Source organism: Lysinibacillus sp. (genome assembly GCF_032093475.1).
Classification (GTDB): domain Bacteria; phylum Bacillota; class Bacilli; order Bacillales_A; family Planococcaceae; genus Lysinibacillus; species Lysinibacillus irui.
Map to the genome: position 1 here is coordinate 25,989 of NZ_DAMDAY010000027.1, position 14,347 is coordinate 40,335.

Below are 14,347 nucleotides of genomic sequence, written 5' to 3' on the forward strand. Positions count from 1 at the left end.
TTTTTCTAAATCCTCTGCTAATGAATCAACACGCTTCTTCGAAAGGGAGAAGGCTGTACCAGCTGCAAATTTAACAATACCAGCATCAATTAAATCAAAGACACCATCTTGCAGTACTTCAGAGAACACTTCAATATCTTTAAATTGAGAATTTTTCATGCCATTTAAAACGGCATTCGCAACTGAACCTACGCCAGATTGTAACGGAGCTAACGATTCTGGCAATTTTCCTTCAGCTACTTCATTAGCTAAGAAGTCTAGTAGATGATTGGCAATTTGCTGTGTTTCTTCATTTGGTTCAAATAAAGGTGATGGAATATCAGGCTGTTCTGATAAAACAATGCCTTTTACTTTATCTGGATCGACCTTGATGCCAATTTCTCCAATCCGATCTGATACTGTATAAATAGGAATTTCTCTACGTTCACCTTGCTCTTTTTGAACAAAAATATCATGAAGACCTTCGTATGCTCGAGGCGCAGTAGTATTAATTTCAATGATAACGTTTTCAGCTTTTTCTACAAAAATCGGTGAATTTCCTACTGAGCCAGTTGGAATGATATAACCATCTTCAGTGATGCCAGCAGCTTCAATAATGGCATAATCAATTTTGCCTAATGTTCCTTTTCTAACTTCTTCCGCAGTATGTGATAAATGCTGGTCAATGTAATATAATTCACCTTTATTAACTTTACCACGCATTACAGAGTTTCCTTGGTAAGGAACACGCAGGTTAATGATACCTGCCTCGGCCATTGATTGGTCTGCAGTTGGCCCTAGTGAAGCACCTGTATATAAGTTAACTTTAAAGTTTTCATTTTTTCCTCGCTTAGAAAGTGCAAGTGGAAATTCCTTTGGCTCACCGAATAGAGTAAATCCACTCATTCCAAGGTTCATTCCATCTTCAATCCATGAAGCAGCCTCTTCAGCTGAAACAACCTTGTCCAAAAATGCTGTACTTCTAATAAATTGGCTTAAATCTTTTCGCATTAACAATCACCTCATGATAGATTTGTAGTACTTTTTTCCTTTGTAAATTTGGGATAAAAAATGCATAACATTATTGCCAATCAAAACTCACCTTACAATATATTCAAATATATGAGCTTCTTGTCTATATTGTAAAAAGAACTCAGCCTTTAGTCTATCTCATGATTTCTATGATAATGATAGAAAAAAACTATAATACATAGCTGTTCAAAGAATTTATCGCATCTTTCTCTGTGTGAAAATGGAGCTTTTCGATTTCACGTACAAGTAGCTTAATATATTCACGTGCTGCATAATTAATAAAACAGTCCTTTTTCATGATGAGGTAAACGGCTCTAGATAAAGATGGTTTTTCGATATGTTGGAAAAATAAATCCTCCGTTTCATAAAAATCGTATAAAGTTCGAGAGACTATACTGCGACCAACACCATGACGAACTAAATTTAAGATCGATCGAATACTTGATGTTTCAACGATTGGCTCTAATGGTTTGCCAACCTCATTGCTGGCCTTATTAAGTAATTTTCTACATTGATGCATACTTGGAAATAAGATGAGAGGATAATCTAAAACTGAAGAAAATGATACGTTTTGCTCTTTATTTCTTTGATTACTAATGAGGTAAAAATCTTCATCGTATAGTTTCGTCACTTGTAACAAGTCATTGGGAGTTAGATGAAAATCAATACCAAAGTCAGCCTGATTTTGTAAAACGGCTTTTTCTACTTGATCTGTCGTTTCAATAATGACTTTTATATTTGGGTACAGCTGATTAAATTGAATACATAAAGTTGAGACCAAGTCCGTTATTTCCCCTGGCAACACAGCAATTTTCAATTCACCAATCTCCACATTTGATAATGCCGTAATTTGTGAAGAGATACTTAAGATAGAGCCTTGAATATTCAGGGCTTCTTGTTGGACGATTTCTCCAACCTTCGTTAGTTCAACCTTCTTCCCAACGCGGTTAAATAAAGAATACCCAATTTCCTTTTCCAGCATTTTAATTTGATGGCTTAAAGTAGGTTGAGAAATTCCTAGTTTTTCAGCAGCTTTGGTAAAATGGAGCTCTTTACTAAGCATTAAAAAATATTCTAAATGCCGTAATTCCAAATTGCTTCAATCCTTTCTGTCTGATAACTCGAATCTGTACTTTAGTGAGCCATATAAATAGACTACTAAATTTGCTTCTTGCCTTTCGCAATTATTTTTAATTTATCTACACTATTGCGATTAACAAAAGTGCACATGCTTTTAAATTTATTTTATATAAAGTATCATAGATATTACAAGGAAAAAACAGAATATTCCTTCTTTTCTTATTTTTATAGACTTATAAATGCAATAAGCTCTACCGTATTTAGTTTTCTTTATTTAAAGGAGTGACAAAAGTGAAATCACAAATTATTCAATCTTTTGGTAAACCATCCGTCTTTCAACATAAGGAGATTCAGCAGCCTGAAATAGAGCCGGGACATGTACTTATCCATGTGAAAGCAACTAGTGTTAACCCTATTGATACAAAGGTTCGGGCCGGTTCAGTTCCAGCAGTTGCTCCAGAGTTCCCAGCAGTATTACATGGAGATGTAGCTGGTTTGGTATGTGCAGTAGGCGAGGGAGTCACTAAGTTTGTCATTGGCGATGAGGTGTTTGGATGTGCGGGTGGTTTTAAAGGGACTAGTGGCGGTGCACTTGCTGAATATATGCTAGCAGATGCTGACTTACTCGCTCATAAGCCAAAAAATTTAACAATGGAAGAAGCTGCGGCTTTGCCACTTGTTTCTATAACAGCCTGGGAGGCATTATTTAACCGAGCTAGACTTACACCAGGGCAAGAAGTATTAATTCATGGAGCAACTGGAGGTGTAGGACACATCGCCATTCAACTCGCCAAGTGGGGAGGAGCAACCGTCTATACAACTGCCTCTTCACAAGAAAAGTTAGAGATGGCTAAGCGCCTCGGTGCAGATATCACGATTAATTATACAGAAGAAACCGTTCAGGAATACGTTGAAAAATATACTGACGGAAAAGGATTTGACCTAGTCTTTGACACAGTTGGGGGTGAAAATCTTGACCGTTCTTTTGAAGCGGCAGCGGTACATGGAACTGTAACAGCCATTGCGACTCGTTCAACTCATGACCTAACACCAGTACATTCGAAGGGCCTTTCTCTACATGTTACCTTCATGCTACTAAAAATAGTGAATAAAGACATGCATAAACATTATGGAGAAATATTAAAGAAGGTTGCAAGTGTGGTGGAGGAAGACAAGCTACGACCTCTACTAGATCCACGTATTTTTACATTTGATGAAGTTTCAAAAGCCCATGAATACATGGAGTCAGGACAAGCAGTTGGGAAAATTGTTTTGGTGAACAACTGGTAAAATGATTAGAGGACTAATATTACTCTAAGTAATTTAAAGGAAAGAACATGTGAGCATCATCAAATATGTTCTTTCCTTATAGGAAATTTGTAACACAGTATAGATGTTCTTCAACTTTAATAGCTAAAGTAAAAATTCAAAGCCAACATAATTAAACACATTGTTTAACCCTAAATTGACAAATTCATTCTACAACGGCTATTGCCACTGTTCTACACTTACATGTTAGCTTTTATTATTCTTCTATTAAGATTGGATTAACTACCGACATCGCTAATATAGACGGTAAAATAATTATGTTTATCTGTAAAAAGCCGTCAGATAAATTTCGGTTAGTTTACTTAAATTGAAGTCTTTTTCTCTAATTGATTTTTATATCTCATTCGTTTCTTTTTCTATTACCTTGAAATGATGATGGGCTGGATTCTTTTTATGTAAAAAATAAAGTGTGATAAGAAATGGGATACTCCCAACTATGAATACATCCATAAATTCGAGTGTATCATCAGCAAGCTTTGGGTTAGAAACTTCCTTATTTTTTACTACAAAAATAGCATGCTTTTACTAGTTACAGTAAAATACATGCTATTACAATAATAGTATATTTTCTGATTGATTATCCTTGGCTTTTTCGATTCTTCTTGCGGGTACTATTACAGTTGCCCCAGCTTCTGCAAATACTCGGGTGATTTCGAGCCCTAAACCTGAATATCCACCTGTTACGATTGCTACCTTACCAGATAAATTCTTGCCTCCCATAGCTTCTTTTGCTGTTGTTCTCGCACCAAAGCTATGAATGCTCCTTTCACAAGAAGTGTAGTTCTTGGAGTTAACTCCATGTCAACAACTTTTATAAAAACATTTCCATTACTATTTATTATCATCACACACGTTACGACAATTTATGCTAAACGATTAGAATCTAGCGATTTAAAAATTCATTATGATTTAGAATAAAAAAGAGTGTCTTAAAGTCAAATTTGAACTTAAAGACACTCTTTATTCATTATAAAACTTCAATTTAGAATGCTTTTTGTAATGCTTCTAATCCATCTTGATAGATACCATGGAATAGCTCAATAGCTTCTTGGTCACTTACATCCACAGGTGTGAAACTGCCAGACCACTCGACCAACGATGATTGGCCGTCAGTATCTTCTTTGACTTGGATTGTAGATAAATAATCAGTAACCGGAAACGGTGCCTTCATAATTGAATACGTGTAGTAACGTTCCTTGTCATTGAAATTTTCTAAACGCTCTACAATAGCATCTCCATCAGGGTTAGCTAGGTGACGTACACGTCCACCTTCCGTTACTTTACTGCTTGGAATATAGGGTAACCAGTCTGGAAGCGAGTCAAAGCCACCAATTAATTGCCATACTTCCTCAGGTGAAGCTGAAATTCTAATAGATGTAATAGTATTTGCCATTTTCTTTACTCTCCTTTTTATATAAAATCGATTGGTAGTGGTGCATGTGGTGCGATCAATTTTTGTTCGCGCATTTCTTCCCAGAATGCTGCTGGGATAATTGTTTTCAATGCAGCTTGATCTTCTGCAATTCGCTCTGGTTTACTTGCGCCAGGAATGACAGCAGCAACTGCTGGGTTCGCCAATGAAAATTGTAAAGCAGCTGACTTAATGCTGATTTGATGACGATCTGCAATACTTTTGATTTTTTCTACTTTCGCCATAATTTCTGGTGACGCTTTTTGGTATTCGAAGTGAGTGCCTCCTGCAAGAACACCTGAACTATATGGGCCACCAACGACGATGTCCATATTATTTTTTTTAGCTGTTGGCATTACTCGTTGTAGCGCACGTTCGTGGTCTAATAATGTATAACGACCAGCTAGTAAGGATACATCTGGTTTTACTTCCTCCAAATCCAGTAGTAATTCAATTGGTTCTACTCGGTTTACTCCAAGTCCCCACCCTTTAATAACGCCTTCTTCACGTAATTGCGTGAGCACACGGAAGGCTCCTGTACGAGCTGTTTCAAATTGTGAAATCCACTCATCGCCATAAAAATCTTGCGCTACATCATGAATATAAACAAAATCTATACGGTCTGTTTGTAAACGTTTCAAGCTGTCCTCAATTGAGCGAAGGGTTGCGTCCGCGCTGTAATCATTAATAATTTTGTTTTTACGTCCGAATTCGAAAAGCCCACCTTTTTCTCCTAAATCTCGTGCAGATGGATCTTCCAACTCATCCGAAATAATTCTACCTACCTTTGTGCTTAAAACGTACTCGTCACGATTTCTTTTTGATAAGGCTTCACCAAGACGAATCTCAGCTAAACCAGAGCCATAAAGTGGAGCTGTATCAAAGTAACGAATGCCACTCTCCCAAGCAGCATCTACAGTTGCAATTGCCTCTTCTTCCGGGATATTACGGTACATATTACCTAATGGAGCTGTACCAAAACCTAATTTTCCTTGTAATAGATTTCTCATATTATTAAATCCTCCTAAGATTAGTTCTTTTGTTGATTGCCAGTATGATCAATGACTGATTACTTATCAAAAGTCATTTCTTCATCTGCAATATTGATTATGAGGCACCTAAAGAAAATAAAAAAGTACGCACTTTAAAGTAATATGAGCACCAAAAAGTGCCTATTAGTAAAGACGCAGACAAAGTAGTTATATACTTTATTCCCACAATAAAATAGAATTTCATTTTAAGTACTCTAAGATTGTCATAATGAGATATTAGCTTTTTGAGATGCAAAAAAACCACTCTCTTTGAGTGGCTACAAATAGCAGGTACGCTTCATTTGTTTAATCAAATCGAGGGTCAAATAAATAGCCTCATGGAACTGTATTACTAATAATAGTCACAAATCCGTTTCTCTTAGCCGTGTCTATTAACGTGTAAATAGATTGACTGGCTGCTTTATTATACAAAAACCATTGATCTTCAGCTGCATTGTAAATCAAACTATCTGGCTTCTCTAGAAATGGTTGTTCTGAAATTTGAATTAATGAATAGAGATCAAAACGCTTGATATTGTTGCCTTCTTCGTTTAAAAAATCATATTGTCCTATTTTATAATAGCTCCCAGGTATAGCACTGTGAAAAGACCACGTGAAATCTGCTGGTGGTTCGACCTTACTTCCTTTATTTTTTACAAAAAGATGGTACATTTCTTCGATATAGGCATTGCCTTTTAATTGCTCCTCAATTCCGCCCATTGTCATGTGGTATTCATGCAGTATCGACTTTACTTCTACCCCATCGATAATTAACGGCTTCGTTTCAACTTTGACAGTTAAATTATTATAATGGACCTTACTGCCAAAGGTTTCTGCTAGAAAGCGCAATGGAACAAAGATACGCCCATTCTTTACATAAGGCTGTGTATCAAGTAATATCGTTTGTCCGTTTACCACAGCTGTACGACTGTTCTGTTTTAAGATTACCTTCATAGTGCTTTTTGTAAGCGTCACTTGCGATTTGGTCCAGTCTACCTTGGCCCCCAAATTTTCACTAATGACACGTAAAGGTACCATCATACGATTATTTTTCATTTCAGGGTTTACATCAGTTACAATTACAACATCATCCACTTTTAGCTGAATTTTTGTTGCGGCATTAGTAGTTGACGTTGCCATTATGAGAATCCAAGCAATGAATATCCCTGCAAACCCCTTTTTCATCTTCATTAGCTCCTTTAGAAAACAATATTTTCTATAGTACTTAATTCAATAGAAAGCTAATAAGCTCCTTCTTCATAATTGATTTGAAACTTTTGTACAAAAAACCACCTACTATTTGACTAGTAAGTGGTTTAATTATTATAGTCTAACCTTTACCTCTGTGCCATCTTTAGCTTTGACATCTACAAGTACAAGTCCTTTATAATTTTTCATCTCGTTGACGATAGGTTTTAAGGATTCTTTGTCGATTATTGGAAAGACAAAATCAACTTTTTTCCTTTCGAAGTACTCTTTTGTCCATTTGTTTACATTTTGCTGAATCAATTTAGAAGACAAAATGGCAAGAGCGATGTTTATCAAAGCATATGGAATGGGGACAGTAAGCCGAACGTCTTTTGCTTTCACTTTTACATGCATCATAAGCTAACCACTATTCAATGAAGACCGAAACGGAATCCCCGTTGGCGGATTTAATATCAACAATTTGCCCATCTAATTCATTTTCGATTGCTTCAAGGAGAAGGTTTATGTCGATATCCTTCACGTATTTTTCCGATTGTGGAATACTCGCTGCGATACTATGTCCAGCCATTAAAACTGCTTTAACAAGTTTGATTGGTAAATTGACCGTGACGTTATCATTTTCCGTTGAGACAACACGTACTTTTAAAGTCTTATCTAAATATTTAGTTGGCTTTTCAGCGAATTCATTCCCGGATTCTTCTTTCTCTTGTAATACTTGAATGAGCTCTGAACCCTTATCTGCATCAATCTTTCCTTCTTGGATCATCGTTAACACTTTTGTAATTTCTTCTTTCATGGTCAATTCCTCCTTATTCTTCTTTTAAGAGCTTGATGGCCTCTTCCGTTGTGATTTCACCATTTTCCAACATGGCCACAATTTTTTTCTCATCTACTTCATTTTTCTTCTTTTGTCTATAGCCAAGTGATGAAATAATTTCTGTTAACTTACCGCGAACCGTTGGATATGAAATCCCTAGTTCCTTTTCAACTTCTTTAATATTCCCTCGACATGTTAAAAATACTTCCACAAAATGAAGTTGATCCTTAGATAAGGATGCTAGCTTAGACAATTCAAACTCATTTTCAATCGTTGTGTGACAATGAGAACACTGTAACTTTGTAATTTTCAATGTTTTACTACAGACAGGACAATTTGTGATTACTTGATAAGCCATAGTGTACTCCTTCCTTTAAGTTAAATTGATTATATAATAAATAATTGAATAAATAAACAATGAAATTTAATTTTTTAATTAAAATAATCAATAATATTAATTTTAACTTTAATATTATTGATTATTCAGCTCCCGAAATATTAAAAGAAGCCAATTTGTTTATATTTAGCAAATGGACGATTTTTTGTATGAGATTCGCCTATAACATACAAACTTATATTAAGATTTACATTAGAAAGGGAGTAAAATTTATGCCATTTGTCACCGTATTTGGAGGGAAAACCTTTGAGGTTGAGGAAGGAAAAAAATTAGTTCTAGCTCTTGAAGATAATGGTATCAATATTCTGCATCAATGTGGAGGAAAAGCAAAATGTACTACCTGTCGAGTAGAGGTATTAGCTGGAGAGTATAAAGATACTTCGAAAATAGAGAAAAACGCTTTTGCTATTAAAAATATAGATGAAAACTTATATGATGATTGCTTGCGGCTTTCTTGTCAAATACGTGTTATTGGAGACATTACAGTTCGTCCAATTTTGATCTCGGAAAGTTCTCAGGACAATAGAGGGCCAAGACCTGCAGATTAATTAGGGGATACATAAATAAAGGCATAGGAAATCAAGTCCTAATGCCTTATTTATTATACTTTTATTAAAAGACGCTACGTACTAATCCCCCATCAATTCTCAATGCAGACCCATTAATAGCAGAAGACAGTGGGCTACTTAAAAACGTAACAAAATGAGCAATTTCCTCTGGACGAATCAGTCGCTGTATAATAGAGGTTGGACGATTTTCTTTCATAAATCGCATTTCAGCTTCTTCCATCGTCAAATGCTCATTAGGATACAAGGTATTCAACATCGTTTCGACGCCTTCTGTAAATGTAGAACCAGGCATTATGGTGTTGACCGTCACATTTGTTCCTTTCGTCAGCTCAGCTAAACTACGCGACAGGGAAAGTTGCATCGTCTTCGTGGCGCTATAATGAGCCATTTCTTGCGATGGCATAATGGCTGCTTCACTTGCAATAAAAATAACCCTTCCTTCCCTCTTTTGAATCATTTGATTGAGGTACCATCGTGTAAGGCGAACACCACTCATAATGTTGACTTCAAACATCTTCAACCATTCTTCATCCGAGATGTTAAAGTATTCTTTTGGCTCAAAAATCCCTAGGTTGTTGATCAAAATATCTACTTTTGGGTATTCTTCTGTTGCCTTTTGGCATCCTTCTGCTGTTCCTAAATCAGATATCAAAGGCTGAAGACTAGCTTCTGGGTACTGTTCCTGTAGTTCTTTTATTGTTTGAAGAACCTTATCTTCATGACGTCCGTTAATAATGACCGTAACGCCTTCTAATACTAATGATTTTGCAATGGCCTTACCAATCCCTGCTGTAGAACCTGTAACGAGCGCGGTTTTCCCCTTCAAATTTAAAAACATCGTAATCACTCCTAAGCACGTTTTTATTTGAATAAGTAGTAGTATGGAATTCTCCACTTCTTTTAAACAGTAAATATGTAAAGAAGGAGTGACAAGGCAAAATTCAGCACTTTCACTCCTCTGTATTTCTAGATGTTGCTATTTATTGCCGGAAAATGAGGTAATACCTCTTGTCCAAGCTCATGAATCACTTCTTCTGCAGGTCTTTTACTGTCAAATAATGCAAAGAAGAGATGGTTGACACCAATTTCTTTATAAATATTTAGTAGTTCGATTAACCGGTTTCGCCCTACTCGGAATCCTAAACGAATCGGCGTAGGCATTTCATTTGGATCTTCTGTTAAATCTAAGTGCATGGGCTGTGTGAATGGTTTGAAAACTCCCGGACAGTACTGTTCCACAAGCTCTCTCCATTGTCGAATAGCCTCTGCTTGAAGGTGTGGACTTCGTGGATAATACATCCAACCATCGCCGTTCTTCGCAAACCATTCCATTGATTGCTGCGCAAAACCTGTTATGATCGTTGGAATGCGCTTCGTTGGTTTTGGAACTAAATTACTTCCTTGAATAGCACCTAAAGTAGAACGAATAGAAGGAAAATTTTCATATAATACTTGATTTAAATATTGAAAGGCTTCAATAAAACGTTCTCCTCGATCATCATGGTTCACATTTAAACCATGAAAATCGGCTTTACGATCTCCAGATGAAACACCCAAAATTAGGCGCTCGGGAAATAACTGATTAATCGTTGCTATTTCTTTAGCGACTCGTAAGGGATGACGTAAAGAAAGTACGATAGCTGATGTTCCTAAAGCAATTTCCTTTGTTTGGCTTGCTAAATAGGTTAAATAAATCAACATATCATAAATTTGACCTACTGCTGGATCACCAAAAGAAGGATCTTCTAATAATACATCTCGAAACCATAGGCTAGTAAAACCATAATTCTCGGCTAATTGTGATAACTCCACCTGTTTTTCCATGGTAGGCGTACCAAAACGATAATTTTCTAATGGAATATGGAGACCTAGTGTTAACTCCCCTTCTTTATACATTCGATTATAACTATGATAATTGGAAAATTGACTCATAAAGCACTTCTTGCTCCTTTCCCCTTTTTAAATCCTTCTGAAACTTGTTTCTACGAATTTTAATATGTTCGACTTTTGGAAAGAAAATCTGGATCTGCCCCTGTTACTCCACTTTGCCCCCAATTCCCTGGAATCATTTCTCTGATGACAATAAGTATTTTATCCAAAGGTGCGTGCGTAAATTTAGATGTAGTTTGTGTTAGCTGCTTTACCCATATATCCTTTGTTTCTTGATCAAATGTATTCCAGATATCAATCGTAATGATGGCCATTCCATCTACTGTATTTGCCTGTGTATGATAAGACTCTTGTGTATTCCAATTCATGACTCTACTCTTATCGGCAAAGCTAAGATCAGATGCAACTGCCCCAGCTTTTCCCCAGTTTTCTTTTTCAAGTTCTTTTATTAATATTTGGATTTTGTCTGGAACAATTTTTAGTAAATTTGTTGTTAGTTCAGTAAGTGTAAAAATGAATTCCTTTTTTTCTTCCGTTGACATGGATGGCCATGTATTTACCTCAATTAATGGCATAATGATTCTCCTTTAAACTTCATCATTTAACAAATTTTTAATTCCTCTAATGACTAAGTCATGATCTTCCTCAGGGGTTAATCCTGAAACTGTTATTATACCGATAACCCCAACGTTTTTTATTTGAATAGGATATGCTCCACCAAACGCAGCGTATTTTGAGGCATCTAAGCAATATTTCTCATGATATGGAATTCCACTTAACTCACTTTGCATCTGTAAATAATACGAGCTGTGGTTGTGCAGCGAAACAACCCGCTTTTTTCGCTCAATCCACTGACTATTTTCCTCAGTCATTCCTGTCATTTTATAATGAAACAATTGAACACCATTCTTTGTTATATCAACAGCAATGGATTTCCCTTCTTGCTTCGCTTTTTCTATAATTAATAAGCCTAAACGCAGGGCATCGTCATTTGTAAAAGTGGAAAATTGAAGTGTTTCCTCTTCTTTTAAAATTTCATCTATACTTAAAGTACTCATATCACTACCTCCAGCTATCCTTCAGTTAATCGTAAATGTAGTTCTGATCAAATGCGGTTATTTTTAATGCTTATGGACGTATTACTGATCCATAAATGTATTATAAGAAGTGTATTCGATGGAGGTAAGTACGCACTTTAAAGTGATATAGTCACTTAATTGTTCCTATTATGATAGAAGGGAAAAGTTTGTGGGATGTTGAAGCAGGATTGTATTCGTTGAAAAAATTTGTTACTATGGAAATACAATTATGAGAGGACTGATGAATGAACAATGATGAACTAATCTATATTTTTATTTGAAATGAAATACTTCAAACTACAAAATATAGGGTTAGTCTGTCCATTTTTAATAATCAGTTTCCATTTATTTGTCATAATCTGTTCATGGCAAGTAAGATGACGAATTTTTTAAAGCAAAAGACTAATCCTTCCAATTGATATTGGGAGGTTTTTTTATGCTCTCATAGTTAGAATTTTTTCTGTAACTTTCATCTACTAAAAAGGAGAGGGAAAAAATGATTGATTCAGACACTATTATTACGCATGTAACACTCCGTATAAGTCGTTAATATCCATCTGCCTATACGGAGGAATATTAAAATAGATGGATATACCGACTTTGTATGAAAAGTAAAACTGTTGCTATACAAAGGAGGAACTAGCATGTCCATGATACAAGTACAAAACTTAACATTTTCTTATCCAAGTAGCTTTGACAATATTTTCGAAGAGGTAAATTTCCAAATCGATACGGATTGGAAACTTGGGTTTATCGGTAGAAATGGCCGAGGTAAAACAACATTCTTTAATCTTTTGTTAGGGAATTATGAATATAGTGGGAAAATCATTTCATCAGTAGAATTTACTTACTTCCCCTATCCTGTTTCGGATCAGAACAAATTTACTCACGAAATTTTTGAGGAAATTTGCCCACAGGCTGAAGATTGGGAATGCCTTCGTGAAATATCCTATTTGGATGTTGATGCTGAGGTTATGTACCGACCGTTCAAAACATTATCAAACGGAGAGCAGACGAAGGTGTTGCTTGCTGCATTATTTTTAACTGAGGGCCAATTTCTTTTAATTGATGAGCCAACCAACCATCTTGACACAGATGCACGAAAGATTGTCTCAGAATATTTACGGAAGAAAAAAGGATTCATTTTAATTTCTCATGATAGAGCCTTTTTAGATGGCTGTGTAGACCATATCTTATCCATCAATAGAGCCAATATTGATGTTCAAAGTGGCAACTATTCTTCATGGAAGCTGAATTTTGATAGACAGCAGGAACACGAAGAAGCAACTAATCAACGTCTACAAAAAGATATAGATCGATTAAAACAGTCTTCGAAGCGTACTTCAGGCTGGTCAAATCAAGTGGAAGCTTCCAAAAATGGGACAACAAATTCCGGGTCTAAGCTAGATAAAGGATTTGTTGGACATAAAGCCGCCAAGATGATGAAGCGGGCAAAGAACATTGAATCTAGACAACAAAAAGCCATTGAGGAAAAGTCAAAACTACTTAAAAATGTAGAAAAAACAGAGGCACTAAAATTAGAACCATTGGCCATTCAATCAAAGGAATTAATAACTTTAGCTGATGTATCTATTCACTATGATGATCACATTGTCAATAAGCCAATTAGCTTCAAGGTGGAGCAAGGCGACCGTATTGTGTTGGATGGAAAGAATGGCAGCGGAAAAAGTAGCATCCTTAAACTAATTCTAGGAGACCCTATTCAGTATACAGGCTCCATACATTTAGCATCGGGCCTTATCATTTCCTATGTTCAACAAGATACTTCGCATTTAAAGGGCATGCTGTCGGACTTCATCGAAGAGCATAATATTGATGAGACGCTATTTAAATCCATCCTAAGAAAGATGGATTTTGATCGAATTCAATTTGAAAAAGATATTTCTCATTATTCCGGTGGTCAAAAGAAAAAGCTCTTGATTGCTAAAAGTTTGTGTGAAAAAGCACATATCTATATTTGGGATGAACCTTTAAACTTTATAGATATTTATTCACGCATGCAAATTGAAGAGCTCATTCAAAGTTTTAATCCCACAATGGTTTTTGTTGAGCATGACGAGGCATTTCAAGAAGCTGTGGCAACTAAAACGATATCGATGTAGTTAAACAGGAATCCATTTTGAAACATCAAAATGGATTCCTTTCTATTTATAAAGATACTTCCTTCAAGAGCGTTTGCTTCATGCTTTTGATGATGCCCATGTGGTGGCTTTCATGGTTCATATGGAAAATGACCATATCCCCTATGGTTTTCATGCCTAAAAAAGGCTCTTTCAGAGGTTCATTTAGATGGCCTCTACACGCTTGTTCAATAAGTAGCGGTTGTTCCTCTAGAAGCGTAATTATTTGTTCCATCGTTGGAGGCTGTTCAGTCCAATTATCGGGCTTGCTCCCACTCGGAAACATTAAATGATAGGATAAAGGTAATTGTCTTTCTTGATGAACAGCTGGAAACATACTATGATCCCAACCCACTAATAAATGACCTGCGTTCCAACGGATA

General features: G+C 36.0%; 17 protein-coding genes. 3 read left to right on the top strand and 14 right to left on the bottom strand.

The window, feature by feature from the left end; all coding sequences use genetic code 11:
• Both RT445_RS08305 and RT445_RS08310 read right to left on the bottom strand, forming a co-directional pair.
• Positions 1 to 990 (bottom strand): acetyl-CoA hydrolase (locus RT445_RS08305; RefSeq protein ID WP_313470413.1); only part of this gene is annotated, 990 nt, incomplete at its 3' end.
• Positions 991 to 1,180: 190 nt separating this feature from the next.
• On the bottom strand, positions 1,181 to 2,104 hold the full coding sequence (locus RT445_RS08310) for a LysR family transcriptional regulator (protein ID WP_274793132.1): 924 nt from the start codon (positions 2,102 to 2,104) through the stop codon (positions 1,181 to 1,183).
• Between the two features lie 278 nt (positions 2,105 to 2,382).
• On the opposite strand from RT445_RS08310, the gene RT445_RS08315 reads away from it, so the two are divergent.
• On the top strand, positions 2,383 to 3,381 hold the full coding sequence (locus tag RT445_RS08315) for a zinc-dependent alcohol dehydrogenase family protein (RefSeq protein WP_312506652.1): 999 nt from the start codon (positions 2,383 to 2,385) through the stop codon (positions 3,379 to 3,381).
• Between the two features lie 588 nt (positions 3,382 to 3,969).
• Here the strand turns inward: RT445_RS08315 and RT445_RS08320 are convergent.
• The 7 genes from RT445_RS08320 to RT445_RS08350 all read right to left on the bottom strand — a co-directional run bounded on the left by RT445_RS08320 (position 3,970) and on the right by RT445_RS08350 (position 8,246).
• Positions 3,970 to 4,140: an SDR family NAD(P)-dependent oxidoreductase gene (locus tag RT445_RS08320; RefSeq protein WP_313470415.1), complete on the bottom strand. Its 171-nt coding sequence runs from the start codon at positions 4,138 to 4,140 to the stop codon at positions 3,970 to 3,972.
• A 262-nt stretch (positions 4,141 to 4,402) separates the two neighbouring features.
• Entirely contained in the window at positions 4,403 to 4,813 is a 411-nt protein-coding gene (locus tag RT445_RS08325) for an SRPBCC family protein (RefSeq protein ID WP_274793130.1), read from the bottom strand.
• Positions 4,814 to 4,830: 17 nt separating this feature from the next.
• Positions 4,831 to 5,841: an aldo/keto reductase gene (locus RT445_RS08330; protein WP_274793129.1), complete on the bottom strand. Its 1,011-nt coding sequence runs from the start codon at positions 5,839 to 5,841 to the stop codon at positions 4,831 to 4,833.
• Between the two features lie 357 nt (positions 5,842 to 6,198).
• Positions 6,199 to 7,047, bottom strand: coding sequence for a copper amine oxidase N-terminal domain-containing protein (locus RT445_RS08335; protein ID WP_274793128.1), 849 nt, complete (start codon positions 7,045 to 7,047; stop codon positions 6,199 to 6,201).
• 138 nt (positions 7,048 to 7,185) lie between these two features.
• Positions 7,186 to 7,467: a hypothetical protein gene (locus tag RT445_RS08340; RefSeq protein WP_274793127.1), complete on the bottom strand. Its 282-nt coding sequence runs from the start codon at positions 7,465 to 7,467 to the stop codon at positions 7,186 to 7,188.
• A 10-nt stretch (positions 7,468 to 7,477) separates the two neighbouring features.
• Complete coding sequence (locus tag RT445_RS08345; RefSeq protein ID WP_274793126.1) at positions 7,478 to 7,867, bottom strand: SHOCT-like domain-containing protein; 390 nt, start codon at positions 7,865 to 7,867, stop codon at positions 7,478 to 7,480.
• A 13-nt stretch (positions 7,868 to 7,880) separates the two neighbouring features.
• A complete protein-coding gene (locus tag RT445_RS08350) occupies positions 7,881 to 8,246 on the bottom strand; it encodes a DUF2089 domain-containing protein (RefSeq protein ID WP_274793125.1) in 366 nt (121 codons plus the stop codon).
• A 251-nt stretch (positions 8,247 to 8,497) separates the two neighbouring features.
• Here RT445_RS08350 and RT445_RS08355 point away from each other — a divergent pair, with 251 nt between their 5' ends.
• A complete protein-coding gene (locus tag RT445_RS08355; protein ID WP_274797323.1) occupies positions 8,498 to 8,833 on the top strand; it encodes a 2Fe-2S iron-sulfur cluster-binding protein in 336 nt (111 codons plus the stop codon).
• Between the two features lie 64 nt (positions 8,834 to 8,897).
• On the opposite strand, the gene RT445_RS08360 is transcribed toward RT445_RS08355, so the two are convergent.
• The 4 genes from RT445_RS08360 to RT445_RS08375 form a co-directional block, all read right to left on the bottom strand.
• On the bottom strand, positions 8,898 to 9,692 hold the full coding sequence (locus RT445_RS08360; protein ID WP_274797247.1) for an SDR family NAD(P)-dependent oxidoreductase: 795 nt from the start codon (positions 9,690 to 9,692) through the stop codon (positions 8,898 to 8,900).
• A 128-nt stretch (positions 9,693 to 9,820) separates the two neighbouring features.
• On the bottom strand, positions 9,821 to 10,786 hold the full coding sequence (locus RT445_RS08365) for an LLM class oxidoreductase (protein ID WP_274797246.1): 966 nt from the start codon (positions 10,784 to 10,786) through the stop codon (positions 9,821 to 9,823).
• Positions 10,787 to 10,845: 59 nt separating this feature from the next.
• On the bottom strand, positions 10,846 to 11,319 hold the full coding sequence (locus tag RT445_RS08370) for a tautomerase family protein (protein WP_274797245.1): 474 nt from the start codon (positions 11,317 to 11,319) through the stop codon (positions 10,846 to 10,848).
• A 12-nt stretch (positions 11,320 to 11,331) separates the two neighbouring features.
• On the bottom strand, positions 11,332 to 11,802 hold the full coding sequence (locus RT445_RS08375; RefSeq protein WP_274797244.1) for a heme-degrading domain-containing protein: 471 nt from the start codon (positions 11,800 to 11,802) through the stop codon (positions 11,332 to 11,334).
• A gap of 665 nt (positions 11,803 to 12,467) precedes the next feature.
• Between RT445_RS08375 and RT445_RS08380 the strand changes: the two genes are divergently transcribed.
• Positions 12,468 to 13,946, top strand: a complete 1,479-nt coding sequence (locus RT445_RS08380; RefSeq protein ID WP_274797243.1) for an Lsa family ABC-F type ribosomal protection protein — start codon at positions 12,468 to 12,470, stop codon at positions 13,944 to 13,946.
• A 46-nt stretch (positions 13,947 to 13,992) separates the two neighbouring features.
• Here RT445_RS08380 and RT445_RS08385 read toward each other — a convergent pair.
• Positions 13,993 to 14,347: DinB family protein (locus RT445_RS08385; protein WP_313470418.1), on the bottom strand; the 355-nt coding region annotated here is incomplete at its 5' end.

What these genes read in the sequence shown, in the direction of transcription:
- RT445_RS08320 (WP_313470415.1), bottom strand. Translation starts at nt 4,140, where the DNA reads ATGGGAGGCAAGAATTTATCTGGTAAGGTAGCAATCGTAACAGGTGGA.
- RT445_RS08325 (WP_274793130.1), bottom strand. Translation starts at nt 4,813, where the DNA reads ATGGCAAATACTATTACATCTATTAGAATTTCAGCTTCACCTGAGGAA.
- RT445_RS08330 (WP_274793129.1), bottom strand. Translation starts at nt 5,841, where the DNA reads ATGAGAAATCTATTACAAGGAAAATTAGGTTTTGGTACAGCTCCATTA.
- RT445_RS08335 (WP_274793128.1), bottom strand. Translation starts at nt 7,047, where the DNA reads ATGAAAAAGGGGTTTGCAGGGATATTCATTGCTTGGATTCTCATAATG.
- RT445_RS08340 (WP_274793127.1), bottom strand. Translation starts at nt 7,467, where the DNA reads ATGATGCATGTAAAAGTGAAAGCAAAAGACGTTCGGCTTACTGTCCCC.
- RT445_RS08345 (WP_274793126.1), bottom strand. Translation starts at nt 7,867, where the DNA reads ATGAAAGAAGAAATTACAAAAGTGTTAACGATGATCCAAGAAGGAAAG.
- RT445_RS08350 (WP_274793125.1), bottom strand. Translation starts at nt 8,246, where the DNA reads ATGGCTTATCAAGTAATCACAAATTGTCCTGTCTGTAGTAAAACATTG.
- RT445_RS08355 (WP_274797323.1), top strand. Translation starts at nt 8,498, where the DNA reads ATGCCATTTGTCACCGTATTTGGAGGGAAAACCTTTGAGGTTGAGGAA.
- RT445_RS08360 (WP_274797247.1), bottom strand. Translation starts at nt 9,692, where the DNA reads ATGTTTTTAAATTTGAAGGGGAAAACCGCGCTCGTTACAGGTTCTACA.
- RT445_RS08365 (WP_274797246.1), bottom strand. Translation starts at nt 10,786, where the DNA reads ATGAGTCAATTTTCCAATTATCATAGTTATAATCGAATGTATAAAGAA.
- RT445_RS08370 (WP_274797245.1), bottom strand. Translation starts at nt 11,319, where the DNA reads ATGCCATTAATTGAGGTAAATACATGGCCATCCATGTCAACGGAAGAA.
- RT445_RS08375 (WP_274797244.1), bottom strand. Translation starts at nt 11,802, where the DNA reads ATGAGTACTTTAAGTATAGATGAAATTTTAAAAGAAGAGGAAACACTT.
- RT445_RS08380 (WP_274797243.1), top strand. Translation starts at nt 12,468, where the DNA reads ATGTCCATGATACAAGTACAAAACTTAACATTTTCTTATCCAAGTAGC.